21 protein-coding genes and 1 pseudogene are annotated in these 20,471 nt (G+C 67.7%); 13 read left to right on the plus strand and 9 right to left on the minus strand.

All coding sequences use genetic code 11. The annotated features are described in order from the left end of the window. Nucleotides 1–143 precede the first annotated feature (143 nt). On the minus strand, nucleotides 144–1,091 hold the full coding sequence (locus tag NP4_RS21610; protein WP_068000611.1) for a decaprenyl-phosphate phosphoribosyltransferase: 948 nt from the start codon (nucleotides 1,089–1,091) through the stop codon (nucleotides 144–146). A 636-nt stretch (nucleotides 1,092–1,727) separates the two neighbouring features. Here NP4_RS21610 and NP4_RS21615 point away from each other — a divergent pair. From NP4_RS21615 to NP4_RS21625, 3 genes are read left to right on the plus strand one after another with little or no spacing between them, the layout of a single operon-like run. Further along, a complete protein-coding gene (locus NP4_RS21615; protein ID WP_068000746.1) occupies nucleotides 1,728–2,354 on the plus strand; it encodes an alpha-ketoglutarate-dependent dioxygenase AlkB in 627 nt (208 codons plus the stop codon). A 48-nt stretch (nucleotides 2,355–2,402) separates the two neighbouring features. Further along, nucleotides 2,403–3,128 (plus strand): HD domain-containing protein, encoded by a 726-nt coding sequence (locus NP4_RS21620; RefSeq protein ID WP_068000614.1) that lies wholly within the window; start codon nucleotides 2,403–2,405, stop codon nucleotides 3,126–3,128. Nucleotides 3,129–3,167: 39 nt separating this feature from the next. Continuing rightward, nucleotides 3,168–3,992: a CPBP family intramembrane glutamic endopeptidase gene (locus tag NP4_RS21625; protein WP_082876084.1), complete on the plus strand. Its 825-nt coding sequence runs from the start codon at nucleotides 3,168–3,170 to the stop codon at nucleotides 3,990–3,992. A gap of 1 nt (nucleotide 3,993) precedes the next feature. On the opposite strand, the gene NP4_RS21630 is transcribed toward NP4_RS21625, so the two are convergent. Then, nucleotides 3,994–5,223, minus strand: coding sequence for an FAD-dependent oxidoreductase (locus NP4_RS21630; RefSeq protein WP_068000617.1), 1,230 nt, complete (start codon nucleotides 5,221–5,223; stop codon nucleotides 3,994–3,996). 61 nt (nucleotides 5,224–5,284) lie between these two features. Continuing rightward, nucleotides 5,285–5,842: a DUF4334 domain-containing protein gene (locus NP4_RS21635; RefSeq protein ID WP_068000620.1), complete on the minus strand. Its 558-nt coding sequence runs from the start codon at nucleotides 5,840–5,842 to the stop codon at nucleotides 5,285–5,287. A 140-nt stretch (nucleotides 5,843–5,982) separates the two neighbouring features. Here NP4_RS21635 and NP4_RS21640 point away from each other — a divergent pair, with 140 nt between their 5' ends. After that, nucleotides 5,983–6,432: an SgcJ/EcaC family oxidoreductase gene (locus tag NP4_RS21640; protein ID WP_068000624.1), complete on the plus strand. Its 450-nt coding sequence runs from the start codon at nucleotides 5,983–5,985 to the stop codon at nucleotides 6,430–6,432. A 75-nt stretch (nucleotides 6,433–6,507) separates the two neighbouring features. On the opposite strand, the gene NP4_RS21645 is transcribed toward NP4_RS21640, so the two are convergent. Then, nucleotides 6,508–7,440: an SDR family NAD(P)-dependent oxidoreductase gene (locus tag NP4_RS21645; RefSeq protein WP_068000627.1), complete on the minus strand. Its 933-nt coding sequence runs from the start codon at nucleotides 7,438–7,440 to the stop codon at nucleotides 6,508–6,510. A gap of 234 nt (nucleotides 7,441–7,674) precedes the next feature. Here NP4_RS21645 and NP4_RS21650 point away from each other — a divergent pair, with 234 nt between their 5' ends. The 4 genes from NP4_RS21650 (at nucleotide 7,675) to NP4_RS21665 (ending at nucleotide 12,062) form a co-directional block, all read left to right on the plus strand. Then, entirely contained in the window at nucleotides 7,675–8,007 is a 333-nt protein-coding gene (locus NP4_RS21650; RefSeq protein ID WP_068000630.1) for a hypothetical protein, read from the plus strand. Between the two features lie 205 nt (nucleotides 8,008–8,212). Further along, on the plus strand, nucleotides 8,213–9,352 hold the full coding sequence (locus NP4_RS21655; RefSeq protein WP_082876085.1) for a serpin family protein: 1,140 nt from the start codon (nucleotides 8,213–8,215) through the stop codon (nucleotides 9,350–9,352). Between the two features lie 7 nt (nucleotides 9,353–9,359). Further along, entirely contained in the window at nucleotides 9,360–10,598 is a 1,239-nt protein-coding gene (locus tag NP4_RS21660; RefSeq protein WP_068000635.1) for an ArsB/NhaD family transporter, read from the plus strand. A gap of 90 nt (nucleotides 10,599–10,688) precedes the next feature. After that, nucleotides 10,689–12,062 (plus strand): serine hydrolase domain-containing protein, encoded by a 1,374-nt coding sequence (locus NP4_RS21665; RefSeq protein ID WP_068000638.1) that lies wholly within the window; start codon nucleotides 10,689–10,691, stop codon nucleotides 12,060–12,062. 37 nt (nucleotides 12,063–12,099) lie between these two features. Here NP4_RS21665 and NP4_RS21670 read toward each other — a convergent pair whose 3' ends face one another. Genes NP4_RS21670 through NP4_RS21685 form a run of 4 tightly spaced genes read right to left on the minus strand, consistent with a single transcriptional unit; the run spans nucleotide 12,100 to nucleotide 14,592 of the window. Then, nucleotides 12,100–12,357 (minus strand): YciI family protein, encoded by a 258-nt coding sequence (locus NP4_RS21670; RefSeq protein ID WP_062511758.1) that lies wholly within the window; start codon nucleotides 12,355–12,357, stop codon nucleotides 12,100–12,102. Further along, on the minus strand, nucleotides 12,358–12,864 hold the full coding sequence (gene nusB, locus NP4_RS21675; RefSeq protein WP_068000641.1) for a transcription antitermination factor NusB: 507 nt from the start codon (nucleotides 12,862–12,864) through the stop codon (nucleotides 12,358–12,360). Between the two features lie 10 nt (nucleotides 12,865–12,874). Next, nucleotides 12,875–13,438, minus strand: coding sequence for an elongation factor P (gene efp / locus NP4_RS21680; protein WP_062511756.1), 564 nt, complete (start codon nucleotides 13,436–13,438; stop codon nucleotides 12,875–12,877). A 35-nt stretch (nucleotides 13,439–13,473) separates the two neighbouring features. Further along, nucleotides 13,474–14,592 (minus strand): aminopeptidase P family protein, encoded by a 1,119-nt coding sequence (locus tag NP4_RS21685; RefSeq protein ID WP_068000752.1) that lies wholly within the window; start codon nucleotides 14,590–14,592, stop codon nucleotides 13,474–13,476. Between the two features lie 197 nt (nucleotides 14,593–14,789). On the opposite strand from NP4_RS21685, the gene NP4_RS21690 reads away from it, so the two are divergent. From NP4_RS21690 to NP4_RS21710, 5 genes and pseudogenes are all read left to right on the plus strand, one after another. Then, nucleotides 14,790–15,239: a prepilin peptidase gene (locus tag NP4_RS21690; RefSeq protein WP_068000645.1), complete on the plus strand. Its 450-nt coding sequence runs from the start codon at nucleotides 14,790–14,792 to the stop codon at nucleotides 15,237–15,239. A 106-nt stretch (nucleotides 15,240–15,345) separates the two neighbouring features. Further along, a complete protein-coding gene (aroC, locus tag NP4_RS21695) occupies nucleotides 15,346–16,551 on the plus strand; it encodes a chorismate synthase (protein WP_082876097.1) in 1,206 nt (401 codons plus the stop codon). Next, nucleotides 16,548–17,066: pseudogene (locus NP4_RS42705) on the plus strand (shikimate kinase); the annotation flags it as partial. The gene aroC and the pseudogene NP4_RS42705, both read left to right, overlap by 4 nt. Before the next feature lie 1,006 nt (nucleotides 17,067–18,072). Continuing rightward, the gene (gene aroB, locus NP4_RS21705) at nucleotides 18,073–19,191 is read left to right on the plus strand and encodes a 3-dehydroquinate synthase (RefSeq protein ID WP_068000650.1); all 1,119 of its coding nucleotides are present in this window, start codon (nucleotides 18,073–18,075) and stop codon (nucleotides 19,189–19,191) included. A gap of 19 nt (nucleotides 19,192–19,210) precedes the next feature. After that, complete coding sequence (locus tag NP4_RS21710; RefSeq protein ID WP_068000653.1) at nucleotides 19,211–19,780, plus strand: mycothiol transferase; 570 nt, start codon at nucleotides 19,211–19,213, stop codon at nucleotides 19,778–19,780. 194 nt (nucleotides 19,781–19,974) lie between these two features. Here NP4_RS21710 and NP4_RS21715 read toward each other — a convergent pair whose 3' ends face one another. Next, a complete protein-coding gene (locus tag NP4_RS21715) occupies nucleotides 19,975–20,448 on the minus strand; it encodes a B-4DMT family transporter (RefSeq protein ID WP_169813784.1) in 474 nt (157 codons plus the stop codon). Between the last annotated feature and the right edge of the window lie 23 nt (nucleotides 20,449–20,471).

Here is a 20,471-nt window from a genome sequence, read left to right on the forward strand (position 1 = left end):
CTCACAGAGCGTTCCACGCGATTGATGTCAGCCAGCCCGATGGACACCGCGGAGCTCTCCGCGCCCGAACCGGTTACAACGCGATACCCATCGCCCACATCGCGGCAACCGGTTCGGGCTGGTCCGAACCATCACCGGCGAGCTCAGGTGAGGTAGACGGCCACACCGACCGTTGCGACACACGCCACGGCCAATGCCTGCAGAGCGCGGTCGCCCAGCACGATCTCCTCGGGTTCACCGGCCTCGCCGCCATCGACGTCGACCGCGTAGCGCAGCACGGCGATCGTGAAGGGAATCATCGAGATCGCGAACCACAGATTGTTCTTGTGATCGGCCTCGAACGCCCACAGCCCGTAGAAGACCACAACCGCAGTACCCGACAAGGCCCAGACAGAACGCAGATAAGTGGGCGTGTAGTACTGCAGCGACTTGCGAATCTTGGCCCCGGTGTCCAGCGCGATCTTCAACTCGGCATAGCGTTTACCCGCGGCCATGAACAGCGATCCGAAAGCCGCGATCAACAGAAACCATTGCGACAGATGGATATTGGCCGCCGCACCACCGGCGACCGTGCGCAGCAGGAATCCCGACGACACGATGCAAATGTCGAGCACCGCATGATGCTTGAGCCCGAAGCAGTAGGCCAGTTGAATCGCGATATAAGCCGCCATCACCACGGCCAACTGCCACGACGCGACGAAAGAGAGGACGATCGAACCGGTCAGCAGCACCGCCGACAGTACGTAGGCCAGAGGCACCGGCACCACACCGGCGGCGATCGGCCGGAAGCGTTTGGTCGGATGCGCCCGGTCGGCCTCAACATCGAGCGAGTCGTTGACCAGATAAATACCCGAGGCCGCCAGGCAGAACACCACGAACGCGATACCGATGTGCAGGACGCGAGTGAGCTCGGAGATGGCGAAGGTGTCGGTGCCCGGGATCGTGCCCGCGGCCAGCGGCGCGGCCAGTACCAGGACGTTCTTCACCCACTGACGCGGCCGCACTGCTTTGACCAGGCCCCCGGCCAGGGTCTGGGGCGGTCCGGCGAGGACGGCCTCGTCGAGTTCGATGGTGGTCGGTTCTTCGCTCATATCAACCTGACTGCTTCCTGGCGGCACGAATCGCGCTCTGCGGCTGGCACTACGCTTCGACGGCCCGCGATTTGTGGTGCCCCGCAACACCGCCGACGACATACTCCCAAACACCGTCCCCCATGTCTCGGGTTCAATCGTCGACAGGAGCGTCGACAGGAGCAGGATTCGCCGGTTGCCCACGGCCTCGGCAACGCCGTCTTCGGACGACTGCGCCATCCACGCGCAATGGCAATGCCCGCTCACTCCGCTGGTCAGGCGGTCCGCGCAGCTGGATCGACTGCGGCTCAATGCGACTGGAAATGCCGAATGTTCCAGTGGTCCGCTCAGGGTTGTCGGGGCTTCACTCGGGGCTGCCTCCGGTTGGATAATCTATTTCGTGAAGGCCTCGATAAAAGAGCCACGGCTGGATCTTGGTTCCGTACGAATACCGTGGCCGCCTACGCCGCACCCGAATCCGGTGGACTGTGGGAGCAGATCTTCCCCGAGCTGCGGGAACTCAGCCCAGGAAAACACGCTGTAGGCCGCCCACTGGCCGTTCTCGTCGCGGTCGGCCGAGTCGAGGAACAGAATCCCGGCGTCGGCAAGGAGCGAGCGCGCTTGAACATATGTTCGAAAGCACGTAAATTCGGTCGCATGTCGATACCGCTGCAGGGTTCGCTGCTGGACGGATTCGGGGACATGGAGCTCGGGGCGCTGCGGGAAGCGCGGCGCACCGAGTTGGGCGACGGGGCCTGGGTGGATGTGCTGCCCGGATGGTTGCGAGGCGCCGATGTGTTGTTCGAGCGTCTGGCCGTCGGGGTGCCGTGGCGAGCGGATCGGCGGCAGATGTACGACCGGATGGTGAATGTGCCACGGCTGCTGCGGTTCTACGGTGAGGGCGAGGCGCTGCCGGATCCGGTTCTCGACCAGGCGCGCGATGCGCTCAGCGCGCATTACGATGCGGAACTCGGCGAACCCTTTCGCACCGCGGGGCTGTGCTACTACCGCGACGGCAACGACAGCGTGGCCTGGCACGGGGATACCGGCGGGCGCGGGGCGACCGACGACACCATGGTCGCGATCGTGTCGGTCGGTGCGGCGCGCGCACTGCTGCTGCGGCCTCGCGGCGGCGGTGCGAGCATCCGATATCAGCTTGGACACGGGGATCTGATCGTTATGGGCGGATCGTGTCAGCGCACCTGGGAGCACGCGGTGCCGAAGACCCAGCGACCGGTCGGCCCGCGCATCAGCATCCAATTCCGCCCGTACAACGTGCACTGACCGACGGCCGGGGGCGAAATCGTCGGACCGGACCGATAGATTGGCGGTATGAGCACCATCGGGGCGGGAATCTTGTCGGTGATGCCGTTGCACTCCATCAGCGAGGTACACGGCGAGAGCGGGCTGCGGCAGCGACTGGAACTGGAGAGCGAGAAGCTGTCCGAACCGGAGAAGGTCGGCGCCGCTTTGGATCTGGCGTCACGATTACATCGCGACGACCGCTACGGCCGCGAACCGTATGTGAACCACTTACTGCGCGTGGCCATCCGGATCGTCAGCCACTACGAGGTGCGCGATACCGAGGTCGTCGTCGCGGGACTGCTGCACGATTCGGTCGAGGACCATCCCGGCGAACTGGCGGGCGATCGCCCCGGCTCCCCCACCGACGCGGCCCTCGCCGAGGTGGGCGACCGCTTCGGCGAGCGCGTGGCGAATATCGTTGCGGCGGTCACGAATCCGATCCACCAGCCGGGCGTCGACCGGCACGAGCAGTACCGCGAGCATGTGGCCGCCAGCCTGGCCCGCGACCCCTGGGCCCGGGTGGTCAAGATCTCCGACTTCACCGACAACGGCGTGGGCATCGTCTACGCCACCGGCGGCGTCCAGCGCCATCTGGCCACCAAATACCGCCCGCTCACCAACGTCTACCGCGATCTGGTCACCCGCCCCGACACTCCGCTGGCCGAACACGTCAAACAGCACATCCTCGATCAACTCGATCGCGCCGACGAACGCTTCCACGCCATCCTCGGCGAGGACGGTCCGTCGAAATGATGACGCCGAGCGGCATTTCCGCTCGGTAGCGTCGGTGCGGTGCCGACCCTCACCCGACCGAGCCGGACCCTCCTCCTCACCGCGGCCGCCGTCTACCTCGCGGCGATGGTCGTATTGCTCATCACCGGGCACACCGACCTGCGGCATTCGAGCGACACCACCGACACCACGCCCATCCTGATCCTGTGGCTGCCCGCGATCGTGGGTTCGGCACTGATCTGCCTGCTGCCACCGAAATCCCCACCACCGGAAGCGCTTTCGAACCGGGATCCGCGCACGACGGCCGGACAGGTCTGGATTTTGGCGGCCCTCGCGATCGCCTTCGCCGTCGCACTACATCTGGCACCCGGGACGACCCTCTGGTTCATCGGCCTGAAATTCGTTCTACTGCTGGCCCTTCCGTTGCTGCTGCGAGCGGTCACGATCGGCGAATGGGCCCGGATCGACACCCGCGGCCGCTGGCTGCGACCGCTGATGGTGGTCGCGGCGTTCGCGGTGACGGTCGAGCTCGTCTCGCCGTGGACCGATCCGGTCGCACCGGATGCCGTCACCCTGGCCGGAGTCTTCGTGATCAACGCCGTGGTCGAGGAGATCTTCTACCGGTTCTGGCTGCAAACCCGGCTCGAAACCCACTACGGCCGCTGGCCCGCGATCGCGATGACCTCGGTGCTGTTCGCCGCCTGGCATTCCGCGATCCACGGCGGCGCGGGCATACTCGTCGATCTGGCCGCGGCCGTCATCGATATCGGCGTCACCGGCCTGTTCCTCGGCTATCTCTGGTCGCGCTATCGCAATCCGTGGTTGCAGATCCTCGTACACGGCCTGATCAACGCGCCGATCGGGATGCTCGTGGCAATGGCGTGAGTCAGGACCGGCGCGCGAAATCGGGGGCGTGCTCCGGCAACACCCCGCGCCCGACCAGGTACGGCGGCACGCCGCGAATAATCGGAAGTCGTCGGAAAACCCGCAGCGGCAATGGGGTTCGCTCGGAATTCGAGACGTTCAACCGTCCCGACACCGCCGGTCCGATCGCGACCCTGTGCAGGAACCGCTGCATCGTCTGGGTGGCCACGGTCGGCACGATCCGCCGCCGCTGCACGCGGGCCAGATCCTCGACGGTGAGATCACCGGCCAGCAAGCGCGGCACCAGGATTCGCGCCGCCGCGACGGCGTCCTGCACCGCCAGATTGATACCGACCCCACCCACCGGCGACATGGCGTGCGCGGCATCGCCCACACACAGCAGCCCGTCGGCGTACCAGTGGTCGAGGCGGTCCAGCTGCACATCGAGCAGTTTCACATGATCCCAGTCCGGGACGGCCTCGGTCCGATCGGCAAGCCACGCAACAACTTCGGCCATACTGCGCACGATCTCGGTGACCGGCCCACGCCGCAGTTGCTCGTCGCTGCCCTTGGCGATCAATGTCGCGCACTGCCAGTAATCGCCACGATCGAGCATGATCGCGACCCGATTGGCAGCGAGGACCGGAACCGCGCCCGCCGGATCGGTGTCATTGCGTGGAATGCGGAACCACCACACGTCGAACGGGGTGGCCCACCGCCGTGAACCGAGCCCGGCCGCCTCACGCAGCATCGAGGTGCGGCCGTCACAGGCCAGTACGAGATCGGCCCGGATCTCGCCGCTGCCACCGTCTTTCGTGCGATAGCGGACACCCGCCACGCGGCGACCCTCGTGCAGCAGATCGATCGCCTCGGTATTCATCCGCAGCCGGAAACTCGGTTCCTGGTCCGCGGCGCGGGCGAGCAGATTCAGCAGATCCCACTGCGGCACCATCGCGATGTATTTGTGCCGCCCGGGCAGCCGATCGAAGCTGGCGACGGTGGTCATACCGCCGCGCAGGGGTAGTTGGACCGAGGTCACCCGGCGCTGCGGAAGTTTCGCGAACTCCTCCCCCAGACCCAGTTCGTCGAGCAGATCGAGGGTGGTCGGATGCACGGTGTCACCGCGGAAATCGCGCAGGAAATCGCCATGCTTCTCCAGGACCGTGACATCCACTCCGGCACGAGCGGCCAAGAGGGCGAACACAATTCCGGCGGGACCGCCACCGGCGACGAGACAGGTCGTGCGTTCCATCGGGACATCCCTTCGGGTCGCAGCGCGGATATCCCGATGGTAGGCCCGTCGACGTCGACGCTCAGACGCTTTCGCGATGCAGGATGAAGAAGTACGGCTCGGACAGCCCACGCAGATCCATCACCCCGAGCAGGGTCCGGTCGTCGACCAGCCGGAAAATGTCGATGATCGGCAGATGGTCGTAAACCATTGCGGCACTGATTTTTCCGCGATACTCCAGATTGCGCAGGCGGGCCCTCGGCGCGCGGGTGCGCAGCAGCGGGCGCAGGATCGGCAGCAGGGCGCGGGCGGCCCGCATCCCCGACAGCGGGATCCGACCGGCCAGGCCCAGCGGCACCCGGCGTGGATCGACCGCGAACACCGCCGCGTCCGGACCGGCGAACAGCAGCGGCTGCACATTGTCAGGACTGTCGAATTGCTTACCGTACCAACCGGATTCGACCAGCACCCCCGCCCATGGATGGCCGGTGTCGAGTTCGTCGCCGCTCCAGCGTCCGGTGGTGATCTCGTCCACCCGCACGGCGGGCAGCGAGTCGAACAGCTCCCACGCCTGCTGCGGGGTGCAGCCGCCCTCGCGCAGCCCGCGCAGCCGCGTGGCGGGTGTTTCGACGTCGGCCATTCGTCCTCCTCGACGTAGCGACCGAATGACATGGTCGTTCTCACGATATCTCACCGCCCTCGTGGCGCCGGACGACGTGACACAGGCCACGCCGATCAACTCTGGACCTCGAGCGCGGTTGAGGAACCAGGATCGGTGTCATGACCGCAGTGCAGCACGACGCCCCGACTGTGTCCGATACCAGCGTCGATCGCGCCGACGATATCGTCGCCATCCACGCGATCATCGGGCGTGTCGAAGCCGGGTACAACACCAACGACGCCGAACTCATGATCGGCGACTTCATCGACAACGCCGTGGTCGTCAATGCGATGGGCGCGCTGCTGACCGGCCGCACGGCCCTGTTGGAATCCAGCCGCGCGGGTCTGGCCGGATTCTTGCGGGACGAATACGTCACCTACGAGCCGCTCGCGGTGACCTTCCTGCGGCCCGATATCGCCTTCGCGCACAAATACGCTCGCGCGACCGAGGCCGACGGCACGCTCATCGACCAGGAGCCGGCCATGATCGCCCTCTACGTCCTGGTGAAGGAGAACGGCCGCTGGTGGGCGGCCGCGCGCCAGAACACCCAGATCCCCCGGTCCGCCTGACGACCGGGCCGGCGGCCGTCCCATACGGCCGTCGCCGCCCCCGCTGCACCCACGTACACCCGGCAGCGGGGGCGACTACTTTGTCGCGCCGGACCAGGTCTGATCGCGCACGCCGGTGAGTTCGACGCTGGCTTGCCAGAGGCGAGCCGCGGTATCGGGGTCGGTCATATGGGGTTTCGGAGTTTCGCGATGCGGCGCGCCGCGCAGGCCGAAAACCCGTGGGCCCCACAGTTCGCCGCCCGCGATCCGCGAATCCAGGACCGCGCGCACAATCGGCCGAGCGCCCGCGTGTTTACCGTGCAGCACCGGACCGGCGGGAATCCCGCGTAGCCGTTCGGCGGTGGTGCGGGTGAAAAGCGGTGGGCGCGAGGGCGTCAGCGAGTCCAGCGCGCCGCCGGGATGGGCGACGATGCTCGCGATGCTGGCGTCACCGGCCCGCAGTCGGCGATCGAGTTCGAAGCCGAACAGCATCTGCGCCAATTTCGACCGGCCGTAGGTCCGTTTGGGTTCGTAGTCGACTTCGGACTGGAGATCGATCAGATCCAGTCGCTCCGTACGGGCCGCAAAGCTGCCGACGGTGACGACCCGGGCGCGCTCGGCGGCCGCCAGCAGCGGCGCGAGCTGGTGGACCAGCGCGAAGTGGCCGAGATGGTTTGTCGCGAACATCATCTCGTACCCCTGCGGACTGAGGCGGCGGTACGGATCGGACAGCAGCACCCCCGCGTTGAGCACGACCGCGTCGAGTCGATCGACGGCGAGGGCGTCCACCGCCGCCGGAAGCGTGGACAGATCCGCGAGATCCAACGCGATCCGGCGCACGCGCGCCTGGGGGATCCGCGCGCGAATCGTCGCCGCGGCCAGTTCGGCCTTGGCCGCATCACGACAGGCCAGCACGATCGAGGCTCCCGTGGCGGCGAGCTGTTCGGCGACGAAGTATCCGATGCCCGCGTTGGCGCCGGTGATCAGGTACGTCTCGTCGGCGACCCGGGTCGAGGCGGAATTTGTCATGGTCCGACCGTCCCAAATCGCTCTTGCAGCGCACTCACACGACACTGTCGTTGCCCCTAAAACATTGGGGTACAACGCATTTGGTCTTATCGATGCAATCTCGCCGCTGTTAGGATCGTGCGGTCGACGTCGACTGGCCAGGCCGAATGACACTCCCGGCGCGACCTACCGGCGCTCCGGGACCGACCCCGTTTCACGAGATACGCGGGTCAAGGTCCGACGAAAGGCATACTCATGACACATATCGCTGGCGCCCTCGCCACGGCCGGCGCGATCCTCGCCCTCACCTTCGGCGGCGCCACCACCGCCGGCGCGGATCCCGCGGTCGCGGCCCCGGAGGCGAAGGGCACCTTCGTCTACACCGACCACGGCCACCGCCAGGAATTGCGCGATCCGAAGAACCAGAAGTGCTACCGCATCGACGGTGACGGCATGGCCCGCAACAACACCAACCGCGTCGCGGAGCTGTACCGCAACGACGACTGCCGCGGCACCGCCACCGAGGCCATGGCCCCCGGCGAGCGCGAACGCGATGTCAAGTTCCACTCGGTGCGCTTCATCAAGTAGCCACACCCCGTCACGCGTCGTTTCGTGACGGTATCTGATTCCGGGTCCGCTCCCTCCGCAGTGTCCGCGGAGGGAGCGGACACCTAGGCTTCGGAGAACCTTCCGAATCGGAGGCGACGACGGGAGCGACATTCCTACAATCGAGCATGGAGCAGCCGAGACGAGGCGACGGCCGTTCGCGCGTTCGATGGCTACCCTGGGCGGAGTGCAGACAAGTCTCCTGCCGCATGTGGCCGCGGCGAATTCATTGACTGGGCGGTGGTGCGCGGTCGCGGGTAGTGATGATTTCGTGCTGTCGGGCTGCGGGTTGTGGCCGCTGCTGGGGATTCTGGCCTCGGCGGCGAACGAGCCCGCGCGGACCGAACTGGCCGGAGCCGTCGGGTTGGCGGCGGGCGACGCACAGAAGGCGGCCCTGCGATTATTGGACGAGTTGGCCGCCAGCGAGACCATCGCGGGCGCGCTCGGAGTGTGGGTGCGCGAGGATGTGCGACTGCGTGACCAGTGGGCGGCGTCGCTGCCGGACGGGACCGTCGAGAAGCTGACCGATCAGGCCGCTCTGGACGCCTGGGCCGCTCGGCACACCGCGGGGCTGATCCCCCGATTCCCGTTGGATATCACCTCGGAGACGCTGCTCGTGCTGGCGACCGCGATCGTCGCGCGCACGGCATGGCGCGACACCTTCGACGACGATGTGCTCGAACCGCAGGACGGGCCGTGGCACGGGCATCGCGGGCCGGGGCTGTCGCGGTACTCGCGCCAGCTCGACGACGTGAACCTGCTCGAGGCCGAGACGCCGGTGACGCGCGTGATCGTGCGCGGCATCGGCGACCTCGATGTGCATCTGCTGACCGGCCCGGGAACACCCGCCGAGATACTGGGAGCGGGCCTGGGCGCACTGGACGGCTCGGTGGCGGCGCGAACCGACCTGCCGATCGGCGTTCAGGGGCCGGGGCTGAACGTGCGCGAGATCCGAGCGGTCTCCGATACGCTGCGAATTCAGCTGCCGCCGTTCGAGGTTCGCTCCTCGCATCGACTGCTCGACCAGGCCGATCTGTTCGGATTGCGAACCGCCGCCGCCGACGGCGCGCAACGCTTTCCCGAGATCTCCGACACCCCGCTGTTCGTCGAGGACGCCGCGCAGGACGCGCTCGCCCGCTTCACCCGCGACGGCTTCGAGGCGGCCGCGGTGACGGCGATCGCGATGGCTCGCGCGGTATCCATGCCGATTCCGCGCCCCGCGCTGGAAATCTCGGTCACCTTCGATCGACCGTTCGGCTTCCTGGCCGTGCACCGGCCGACCGGACTGGTCATCGTCGCCGGGTGGGTCGCCCGGCCACCGGCCTGAGCACCGAATGTCGGAACAGGTCGACACCTCGGCGGACGAGGCGGTCCAGACGCGCGCGTCGCGCCGATTCGACACCCTGGATTGGATTCGGCTCGCACTGCTGACGGCCGGGCTGCTGTGCGTGGTGACCGGGCTGCTGCCGCGAGCCGATGCCACCGCCAATCTGCGGCGGATCGGGCCGCTGCTGCTGTTTCTCACCGGCGTGATCGTGCTCGCGCAGCTCGCGCGCCGGGCACTGGTCTTCGATGTGATCGCCCATCGGCTGGCGATCATCGGGCGCGGCAACTACGCGGCGCTGTTCGTACTGTGCGTGCTGTTCGCCGCGACGACCACAATGGTGCTCAACCTGGACACCACGGCCGTGCTGCTCACGCCGGTCATGCTGGCGCTGGCCGTCCCCGCTCGCATCGCACCGCTGCCGCTGGCCATGACGACGCTGTGGCTGGCCAATACCGCGAGCCTGGTGCTGCCGGTCTCCAACCTCACCAATCTGCTCGCCGCCGATCGGGTGGGGCTGGACGGAGTCGGGTTCGCGGCGAGAATGTGGCTGCCGCAACTGGTTTCGGTGCTGGTGACGATGGTGTTCCTGTGGGTCTGGTACTGGCGGCGACGGCATCGCGGGGCCGATCGCTATCTGCCGCCGGATCCGGTTCGCCCCGCCGACGGGCGACACCGCGTGCTGTTCTACGTCACCGGCGCGGCGTGCGTGTTGTTCGTCGCGGCGATTCCGATGGTCGGCGATCGGATCGGATTCGCCGCGGCGGGCGCGGCCGTCGTGGCCGTGATCGCCTTCGCGCTACTCGATCGGTCGGCGCTGCGATTGTCGCTGATCCCTTGGCGGCTGCTGGTTTTCGTGGTCGGGCTGTTCCTGGTGATTCCGACGCTCGGCCGGCTCGGGCTGTCCGATCTCATGGGGGCGCTGATCGGTGGCGATCCCGGCGCGGCCGGTGCCTATCGAGCGGCCGCGGCCGGTGCGGGGCTGTCGAATCTGGCCAATAATCTGCCCGCCTACACCGCCGGTGAGGCGGTCATTGCGCCGGATCATCGAAATCAATTGCTGGCTTTGCTGATCGGCACCAATATCGGCTCGATCGCCACGCCGTGGGCGTCACTGGCGACGCTGCTGTGCCTGGAGTTCTGCCGCACGCACGGGGTTCGGGTGCCGATGACGCGGTTCGTCGCCACCGGGCTGGGGCTGGCGGTGGTCGCGACGGCCGGGGCGGTCGCGGCGCTCTACCTCACCTGATTCTTCCCTTCCTCATCGGGACTTGACGAACAATGTGCGCTTGACCGTACACTGTGCGGTATACGGAACACTGTACGGAAGGAACGTTCCATGAACTTCGATATGCCGCGCTGGCAGGCCCGTTTCGACGAGCTTCGGGCCGCCCATCACGTCCCGGGCGCGACGCTGGCCATCCTGGTCGACGGCCGGGTTCACGCGTTGGCGACGGGTGTGCTGCATCGCGGCACCGGGGTGGCGACCACGCCCGATTCGATCTTCCAGTCCGGATCGATCGCCAAGGTGTACACCGCGACACTGGTCATGCAGCTCGCCGAGGCCGGACTCGTCGATCTGGACGCGCCGATCGTGGACGTCCTACCGGAGTTCGGCACGGCCGATCCGTCCGCCACCAAGATCATCACCACGCGGCAGCTGCTGTCCCATACCGGCGGGCTCACATGCGATTTCACCTTCGACGGCGGCCGCGGCGACGAGTGCTTGGCCCGCTATGTGGCCGCCGCACGCGAGGTGGCGTTGGATTGCCAACCGGGAGAGGCGATTTCGTATTCCAGCGTCGGATACAACGTGCTCGGGCGCCTCGTCGAGGTCCTCACCGGCCTGACCTGGGACGAGGCGCTGAAACAGAAGTTGGTGGACCCGCTCGGGGTCGAGCACACCATGACGCTGCCGGAGGAGGCGCTGCGCTTCCGGGTAGCGATGGGGCATCTCGGCGAACCGGGCCGCGAACCCGATCCGGCCCCCGCCTGGGACATGATGCCGCGCAGCGCTGGCCCCTACGGCCGAGTCCTGGTGACCGCCGGTGACCTGGTCCGATTCGCACGCCTACATCTCGAGGGCGGACTCGCGGCCGACGGCGCTCGAATCCTGTCCGCCGACACCGTCGCGAGCATGCAGCGGCGGGTGATCGACACCCCCGACAAATGGACCGTCAGCTCGGACGGCTGGGGCCTGGGCTGGACGCTCTACGACTGGGACGGGGTATCCGGCTACGGCCACGACGGCGCGTCGCTGGGGCAGTACTCCTATCTGCGCATCGTGCCGTCCGCGGGCGTGGCGGTGGCGCTGATGACCAATGGCGGCGGTGCGCGGGAACTGTACGCCGAGCTGTTCCGCGAGTTGCTGGCCGAACTGGCCGCTGTGCGGATGCCCGCCTCATTCGCTCCCGCGGCCGAGCCGACGACCGTCGATATGACCCCCTACCTCGGCAAATACGTTCGAGAAGGCGTTGCCATCACGATCACCGCCGATCCCGTTCCGCATCTGCGCTACGAATTCACCGGAGGTATGAAGGATTTCTCCCCACCTCTGGAAGCCGAGTTGGTATCGGTATCGGACCGCGTCTTCGCGGCCGCGGGCCAAGGGCCCTTCGCCGAGGCCTGGATGCCCGTGGTGTTCGACCGGCTGCCCGACGGAACGGTCTGCTGCTATATCGGAATGCGTTGCGCCCCACGGGTTGCCGAATGAGGACGGGTCCCGGCCATCGGCCGGGACCCGCTGTCGTTCAGCCGGTGATCTCCCACTCGTAGACCGTCAGCTTCGAGGCGCCGGTCGTGTGGATGGGGTCGGTAAAGATCAATTCCGTTGCCCGGTCGAGACTTTCGGCCAGGACGACGTAGGCTCCGCCGCTGCCGTCGGTGAACCGGCCCGTGCAGTCGAGGTTGCCGGCGGCCCGGACCTCGGCGAGCCAATCGCGATGCGGCTGGATCACCGAGTCGTCCCACCGGTCCGTGCGCATGGCCAGAACCAGATACTTGCGCATCTACGCCTCGTCGTTCGGGGTGGCGCGCGTCGCGGCGGCCGCGGCACGCACCTGCGGCGCGACCAGCACGACCTGGCCGAGTACGCCGTTGACGAAGCTCGGCGAATCGTCGGTGGACAGCTCCTTGGCCAGTTCCACCGCCTCGTCGACGGCGACCACGGGCGGCACGTCGGAGGCGTGGAACAGCTCCCACACCGCCACGCGCAGGATCGCGCGGTCCACGGCGGGCAGCCGCGACAGCGTCCAATCCTGCAGATAGGACTCGATTGTGCCGTCCACCCGATCCAGGTCGTCGGCGACGCCTTCGACCAGGATGCGGGTGTAGGGGTTCACCGGCGCCACCGACTCGTCACGGGCCGACAGCTGCACGCGCTCGTCGAGCAGGTCGGCCGCGTCGACATCGCGGGCCTCGGCCTCGAACAGCAGGTCGACCGCGCGACGGCGGGCCTTGTGCCGCGCGCCGAGCTTCTTGTACTGGGACTTCTTGTCCCCGGGCTGATCCGCCACAGTCACCAGATTAGGCGTTGACGCGGCCGAGGTAGCTGCCGTCGCGCGAGTCGATCTTCAGCTTGTCGCCCTGGTTGATGAACAGAGGCACCTGGACCTCGGCGCCGGTCTCGAGGGTGGCCGGCTTGGTGCCCGCGCTGGAGCGGTCGCCCTGCAGGCCGGGCTCGGTGTGGGTGACGGTGAGCTCGACGGTGACGGGCAGCTCCACGTAGAGCACCTCGCCCTCGTGGGTCGCGACCTGCACCGACATATTCTCCAGCAGGAAGTTGGCGCTGTTGCCGAGCACCTTGTCCCCGATGTGGATCTGATCGAAGGTGTCGCCGTCCATGAAGATGTAGTCCGACCCGTCGTGGTACAGGTAGGTCATATCCCGGCGGTCGACCGTCGCGGTCTCGACCTTGACTCCGGCGTTGAACGTCTTGTCGACCACCTTGCCGGACAGCACATTCTTCAACTTCGTACGCACGAAGGCGGGACCCTTACCCGGCTTCACATGCTGGAACTCGACGATCTGCTGGAGCTGATTGTCGATCTTCAGCACGAGGCCGTTCTTGAAGTCGCTGGTGTCCGCCACTGTCCTCGGATCTCCTGTTCGTAGGGCAACCGGCGTCAGTCGACGACGGTCAAGTCTTTGGTGGTGAGCGTAAGCAGCTCGGGGCCCCCCTCGCGAACCACGAGCGTATCCTCGATGCGGACACCGCCGCGGCCGGGGAAGTACACACCTGGCTCGACGGTCACCGCCACGCCATCGAGCAGTGTACCCGTGCCGGTTTTGGCGATTCCGGGCGCTTCGTGGATCTGCAGGCCCACGCCGTGCCCCAGACCGTGCACGAACTGCTCACCGTGGCCCGCCTGCTCGATGACCGATCGCGACGCCGCGTCGACAGCCGCACAGGCCACTCCGGGTTCCAGCGCTTCTCGACCGGCCCGCTGCGCCTCGTGGACCAGCTGGTAGACATCGCGCTGCCAGTCGCTGGGCTCGCCCAGTACCAGCGTGCGGGTCATATCGGAGTGGTAGCCGTCGACCACCGCGCCGAAGTCGAGCTTCACGAAATCCCCGGCCGCGAGTACCGCCCCGGTCGGACGATGGTGCGGGACGGCCGAATTCGCGCCGGTAGCGATGATCGTCTCGAATGCGATCTTCTGCGCGCCGTGTTCGAACATCAGCCACTCGAGTTCCCGCGCCACCTGCTGTTCGGTGCGACCCGGACGTAATCCGCCGCGCTCGAGCAGGGTGGCCAGGGCCGCGTCGGCGGCGGCGCAGGCGGCACGCAGACGGTCCACCTCGTAGTCGTCCTTGACCTGGCGCTGCTGTTCGACCAAGCCCGGGACGGCCACGAATTCCAGGCCGGTGCCCCAATCCAGGAAGCCGCGATGCTGATCCACGGTGACCACATGACTTTCGAAACCGACGCGGCCGGTTTGCCACTCCCCCGCCAGTTCCACCAATCGGCGCGCGCTGGCCCGCGCGATCTCCGCACGCAGGTCGGGCACCTGTTCGGCCACCTGGGTGGCGTAGCGGCCGTCGGTGCAGATCAGGGTCCGATCCTCGCCGCTGTCCCAGGCGTAGACCAGTAGCGCCGCGTTGGATCCGGTGAAACCGGTCAGGTATCTGACATTCACCAGATCCGTCACCAGCAGGGCATCGACACCGTTCTCCACCAACAGGTCCCGCAGCGCGGCCCGTCGGGTCGCGTGATCGGGACGGCGCACACCGTGATCAGACATGGCCTCCACGCTACCGCGACCGGATGTCCGTCCGGACATCTCGTTCAGCGCCCTATCGGCTCGCGACACGCCTCGGGAGCTGGGCGAATCCGTCCGAGATGCCGGATTCGCACACATACTCTGTTCACATCGGTCGAGTTGTCCACATTTTGCGTTCGGGTCCCCCACGCTCGGCCGCGACGGCGCACGATCGGGACATGACCGCCATCGCCCTCGCCTTGCTGGCCCTGTGGTGCACGACGCTGAGCGTCATCGACCTACGCACCCACCGATTACCGGATCGGCTCACCCTCCCCGGTGGATCGATGGTGCTGGGCTATGCGCTGTTCAGTGATCGACTGGTCGCCGCGGTGGCCGGAGCGCTGCTGCTGGCGGTGCCGTATCTCCTCATACATCTGGCCGCACCGGCCGCCTTCGGCGCCGGGGATGTGAAGCTCGCCGTCGGGCTCGGCGCGGCCGCCGCCTGTGGCGGTGCGCACGCCTGGACGTGGGCGGCGCTCGGCGCTCCGATCCTCACCGCGTTCGGCGGCGGCGCCGCGACCCTGGTGCGCGCCTACCGATCACACGCGCCGCCCGTCAATCCCGCTGTGCCGCATGGTCCTTCGATGTGTTTCGCCACGATCGCCGCGTTGCTGGCAGCGCCGTAGTCCCGATCGCCGGGGCCCACGACCCGCATCCGAGCGAGCCGCCGCGGCGCGCGGCCGATCCGACCGGATGTCCGACCGGAGGTTTTGACGTGGAAAGATGGATGCCGTGTTGCGCTGGATAACTGCCGGAGAATCCCATGGTCCCGCCCTCGTCGCACTTCTCGAGGGGATGGTGGCCGGTGTCGAGGTGACCTCGGCCGATATCGCCGCACAGCTGGCGCGCCGCCGCCTCGGTTACGGTCGCGGCGCCCGAATGAAGTTCGAGGCCGACAAGGTCACCATTATCGGCGGCGTCCGACACGGCAAGACGATGGGTGGCCCCATCGCCGTGGAGATCGCGAACTCCGAATGGCCGAAGTGGACCGAGGTCATGTCCGCCGACCCCGTCGACGAGGCGGAACTGGCCGAGCTGGCCCGCAATGCGCCGCTGACCCGACCCCGCCCCGGCCACGCCGATTACTCGGGCATGTTGAAGTACGGGTTCGACGACGCCCGCCCGGTGCTCGAGCGCGCCAGCGCCCGAGAGACCGCGGCCCGGGTGACCGCAGGCACGGTCGCACGGGCCTTCCTGCGCCAGGCCTTCGGCGTCGAGGTCATCTCGCATGTGGTGTCGATCGGAACCGCCCAGACCGCAAGCGGTTTGGTGCCGACCGCCGCGGATCTGGCCGCCATCGACGAGAGCCCGGTGCGCGCGTTCGACAAGCAAGCCGAGGCCGAGATGATCGCCGAGATCGAGGCCGCCAAAAAGGACGGCGACACCCTCGGCGGTGTGGTCGAGGTTGTGGTGGAGGGCCTGCCGGTCGGGCTGGGCTCGTTCACCAGCGGTGAGAACCGACTCGATTCGCGACTGGCCGCCGCGCTCATGGGCATTCAGGCCATCAAGGGCGTCGAGATCGGCGACGGCTTCGAGACCGCGCGCCGACGCGGCAGCCAGGCGCACGACGAAATGCGCCCCGGCCCCGACGGAGTGCTGCGCTCGACCAACCGCGCGGGCGGGCTCGAGGGCGGCATGACCAATGGCGAACCGCTGCGGGTTCGTGCGGCGATGAAACCGATCTCCACCGTGCCGCGTGCGCTGTCGACGGTGGATATGACCACAGGCGACGAGGCCGTCGCGATCCATCAGCGTTCGGACGTATGCGCGGTTCCGGCCGCGGGTGTGGTCGCCGAGGCCATGGTGGCGCTGGTCGTGGCCCAGGCCGCGCTGGAGAAGTTCGGTGGCGATTCGCTGCCCGAGACGCTCGACAACATCACCAGCTACGTGAAACGGATCAACGCGCGCCCGCATATCCCGGGCACCGTGACCTCATGATCGTGCAGACCGACCCGCGCCGGCCGTGTGTGGTGTTGGTCGGCCCGCCGGGGGCGGGTAAGTCGACGATCGGTCGCAAGCTCGCCAAGGAGCTCGGGGTCGAACTGTTCGACACCGACGCCGGGATCGAGGACGAGACCGGTCGGACCATTCCGGAGATCTTCGCCGACGACGGTGAACCGGAGTTCCGGCGCATCGAGGAGCGCGTGGTTCGTCGGGCGATTCTCGCCGAGCGCGGCGTGGTGTCGCTGGGCGGTGGCGCGGTGCTGTCGGCCAACACCCGGCAGCTGCTGCACGGCCGCACGGTCGTATATCTGGAAATCAGTGTGGCCGAGGGGCTTCGGCGCACCGGCGCGAGCAACAATCGTCCGCTGCTTGCGGGCGACGACCCGAGCAGTAAGTACCGCAAGCTCATGCATGAGCGCCGCCCGCTGTATCGGGAGGTGGCCAGCGTGCGGGTCCGCACCGACGGCCGCAGCCCCGGGCGTGTGGTCCGCAACATCATGGCGAAACTGGATCTGGAACCGGTCGAACCAGATCCGTCGACCACTCCGTCCCGCCCGGCAGACGGCGAGGGCACCAGCCGTCGCGCCCGCGCCCGGCGTCGCCGTCGCGCCCGCACCGCGACGAACAAGGCGAATTCACCGTCGACTCAGCAGGAAACCACCGCCGACCAGAACGGCGAGGCCACACCGCAGGCCAACGAATCCACCGATGGGGCAAGAGAATCCGCGCCCCGCCGTCGCTCTCGCAGGTCACGGCGAGGCGGTCGGCGCCACCGCAAATCCACTGCGGCCGATGGAACGCTGCCCACCACAGCGGATTGCTTCCCCGCGGATGCCATCGTGTCGTCGAACGGGCCGCTGACGGGCGTCGGCGGACCTGGCGGGACGCCAGGACCCGCCGCCGTCGACGAATCCGGCCCGACCACACAATCCGCGGTCGCCAGCCGACGCCGCAGGACCGCGGCAGTCGGCGAATCTGCGACGACCGCCGCACCCACTGACGCGGGAAGGAACGGCGCAGCCGCGGCAGACCGCGAACAGGCACGAGCCGCCACATCCGGGTTGCCGGACCATCCGAGTAGCCCCGCGGTCACGACGGAGTCCACAGCTCCGGCCGTCGCGAATGGCGATCGTCGACGCCGACGTCGCACTACCCGTGCTTCCGGTGCGCCCGGACTACCCACTGCCATCGTTCATTCCGAGCCCGCGCACGCGACTCCCGAAACGCCGACCACCGCGGAATCGTCGGCGTCGCAAGACGCCACACCGGGCACAGGCCGGTCACGGCGCAGCGCGGTTCGCGCGGCCGGTCCACCGATCGTCGCCGCGCCGAGCGGGTCGACGAGTTCCTCCGATCGCCCGCAATCGTCGAACTCGCATCCCATTGGGAACGGCACCAATTCGCCCACGTCGCAAGGAAATTCGACCGCGACAGGCGACGCGGCAGTACCCCGCAGCACCCGGTCGAACGACGCGCCCGTCCCATACGAACACGAGAAGAATCGGAGCAGCTGCCATGAGTGAGCCGACCCGCATCGAGGTCCGCGCCGCCGACCCGTACCCGGTGATCATCGGCCGGGGCCTGCTGGGCGACCTGGCCGATCAGGTGGCCGGACAGCAGGGCGCGCGGACGGTCGCGATCTTCCATCAGCCTCCGCTCACCGAGACCGCCGAGGTCGTGCGGCAGGCACTGGTCGACAAGGGCCTCGACGCGCATCGCATCGAGATTCCCGATGCCGAGGCCGGTAAGGATCTGCCGGTGGCCGGATTCTGCTGGGAGGTACTGGGCCGCATCGGCCTGACCCGGCAGGACGTGGTGATCAGCCTGGGCGGCGGAGCCGCGACCGATCTGGCGGGATTCGTGGCCGCCACCTGGATGCGCGGGGTCAAGATCGTGCACGTGCCGACCACACTGCTCGCGATGGTCGACGCGGCCGTCGGCGGTAAGACCGGCATCAACACCGAGGCGGGGAAGAATCTCGTGGGCTGTTTCCACGAGCCGACCGCCGTGATGGTGGATCTGGCGACGCTGGAGACGGTGCCGCGCAACGAGATCGTCGCCGGGATGGCGGAGATCATCAAGGCCGGTTTCATCGCGGATCCGGTGATTCTGGATCTCATCGAGCGCGACCCGCAGGCGGCCCTGGATCCGTCCGGCGATGTGCTGCCCGAATTGGTGCGTCGCGCGATTCAGGTCAAGGCCGACGTGGTCTCCGCGGACCTCAAGGAGGCCAGCCTCCGCGAGATCCTCAACTACGGCCACACCCTCGGACACGCCATCGAACGCCGCGAACGCTACCGCTGGCGCCACGGGGCCGCGGTCTCGGTGGGCCTGGTGTTCGCCGCCGAACTCGGCCGCCTGGCGGGTCGCCTCGACGACGCCACCGCCGACCGCCATCGCAGCGTATTGGAAAGCGTCGGCCTACCCACCACCTACGACGCCGACGCCCTGCCCCAACTTCTCGACACCATGCAAACCGATAAGAAGACCCGATCCGGTGTCCTCCGTTTCGTGGTCCTCGACGGTCTCGCCAAACCCGGTCGCCTCGAGGGCCCCGACCCTTCCCTCCTCGCCGCCGCCTACGCCACCATTGCCCGCGAGGACACCCCGGCCGGAGGCGCGATCCTGCTGTAGCTCACATACGGTGTCGACCATGACCGATCACCCGTGGGAGCCGCCGCTGGCGGGCAATGAGGTCGACCATCTGCTCGGGGCGTTGCGCAGGCTGCGCACGACCTTTCGGTGGAAGGCCGATGATCTCGATGAGGTGGGTTTGCGGACCCGCGTTGGGGCTTCCGCGCTGACACTGGGTGGGTTGCTGAAGCATCTCGCGGCCGCGGAGGACTACATGTTCACCGCCAAGCTCAGCGGTGAGCCGATCGGTGCGCCCTGGGATGCGCTCGGGTGGGATGGCCGCTCGAGCTGGGCGTTCACGTTCGATACCCGCGATCACACACCGGAGGAGCTGTACGCGCTGTGGGACGGCGCCATCGCGCGGTCCGATGCCCGGCTCGGGGCCGCCCTCGCCGCGGGTGGACTCGATCAGCTCGTTCACGTGTCCTGGCCGGACGGTCGCCGGGCCAGCCTGCGACGGCTCGTCTGCGACCTGATCGAGGAATACGGCCGCCACACCGGACATGCCGATCTGCTGCGCGAAGCCGTGGACGGGCGCGTCGGGGAGGATCCGCCCGCCGGATGGCGACCCGTGAGCGGCGGGGCTTAGCATGCTCCGAATCCGTTGCGGTGCAACCGAATACGGCCCTAGGCGAGAATGGGACTACCGGGCCTCCGCGAGGGGATCATCGAGCCCGGGACCCACCGACCGACAGGCCGACCTTCCGCACATCACCTGCGAGATGATCGACGCGTCCGAGTCGATCGCTGATCCCGGCACCGATCGAGGTGACCCCCGAGGGATCACACAGCCGAAGCCGTAGCCTGCGGCACCGCCGCCTCGGCCTTGCGATTCTCCCGTCCGACCAGGAATCGCCCCGCCGCCACCCCGGCCATCGCCGGAATGAAGATCAGCAGAATGATGAACGCCGCCCCCGCGGTGATCTCGAAGATCAAACCATTGCCGCCCAGATCGAACTTCGGCACGAAATCCAGCAGCCAGGCGACCACACCGCTGCCGAGGCCGCCCACCACTCCCGCTTTGAGCCAGCGCATGGTCAGGTCCGCGCCGCCGCGGTCGGGATCGGGGTTGGCTCGTCGGTCGACGCGGCCGTCGATCAGGCCCCAGGCGATACCGGCCGCGACCAGCACGATCAGGCACAGAGTTCGCATCCATGCGCCGTGTGTCGGCGAGTAGACCATCCCGAAGCCGAGCACGACCCGCAGGAACACCGTCAGCGCTCCGAGGACTGTGGCGCGCAACACCCACGCATTCATGTCGACCACCCTAACCTGACGAG

Origin of the sequence: Nocardia pseudobrasiliensis NBRC 108224 (assembly GCF_001613105.1) — a bacterium.
Taxonomy (GTDB): Bacteria; Actinomycetota; Actinomycetes; order Mycobacteriales; family Mycobacteriaceae; genus Nocardia; species Nocardia pseudobrasiliensis.

Coding starts and splice junctions, on each gene's coding strand:
- NP4_RS21610 (WP_068000611.1), bottom strand. CDS start 1,091: ATGAGCGAAGAACCGACCACCATCGAACTCGACGAGGCCGTCCTCGCC.
- NP4_RS21615 (WP_068000746.1), top strand. CDS start 1,728: ATGTCGATACCGCTGCAGGGTTCGCTGCTGGACGGATTCGGGGACATG.
- NP4_RS21620 (WP_068000614.1), top strand. CDS start 2,403: ATGAGCACCATCGGGGCGGGAATCTTGTCGGTGATGCCGTTGCACTCC.
- NP4_RS21630 (WP_068000617.1), bottom strand. CDS start 5,223: ATGGAACGCACGACCTGTCTCGTCGCCGGTGGCGGTCCCGCCGGAATT.
- NP4_RS21635 (WP_068000620.1), bottom strand. CDS start 5,842: ATGGCCGACGTCGAAACACCCGCCACGCGGCTGCGCGGGCTGCGCGAG.
- NP4_RS21640 (WP_068000624.1), top strand. CDS start 5,983: ATGACCGCAGTGCAGCACGACGCCCCGACTGTGTCCGATACCAGCGTC.
- NP4_RS21645 (WP_068000627.1), bottom strand. CDS start 7,440: ATGACAAATTCCGCCTCGACCCGGGTCGCCGACGAGACGTACCTGATC.
- NP4_RS21650 (WP_068000630.1), top strand. CDS start 7,675: ATGACACATATCGCTGGCGCCCTCGCCACGGCCGGCGCGATCCTCGCC.
- NP4_RS21660 (WP_068000635.1), top strand. CDS start 9,360: ATGTCGGAACAGGTCGACACCTCGGCGGACGAGGCGGTCCAGACGCGC.
- NP4_RS21665 (WP_068000638.1), top strand. CDS start 10,689: ATGAACTTCGATATGCCGCGCTGGCAGGCCCGTTTCGACGAGCTTCGG.
- NP4_RS21670 (WP_062511758.1), bottom strand. CDS start 12,357: ATGCGCAAGTATCTGGTTCTGGCCATGCGCACGGACCGGTGGGACGAC.
- NP4_RS21685 (WP_068000752.1), bottom strand. CDS start 14,592: ATGTCTGATCACGGTGTGCGCCGTCCCGATCACGCGACCCGACGGGCC.
- NP4_RS21690 (WP_068000645.1), top strand. CDS start 14,790: ATGACCGCCATCGCCCTCGCCTTGCTGGCCCTGTGGTGCACGACGCTG.
- aroB (WP_068000650.1), top strand. CDS start 18,073: ATGAGTGAGCCGACCCGCATCGAGGTCCGCGCCGCCGACCCGTACCCG.
- NP4_RS21710 (WP_068000653.1), top strand. CDS start 19,211: ATGACCGATCACCCGTGGGAGCCGCCGCTGGCGGGCAATGAGGTCGAC.
- NP4_RS21715 (WP_169813784.1), bottom strand. CDS start 20,448: ATGAATGCGTGGGTGTTGCGCGCCACAGTCCTCGGAGCGCTGACGGTG.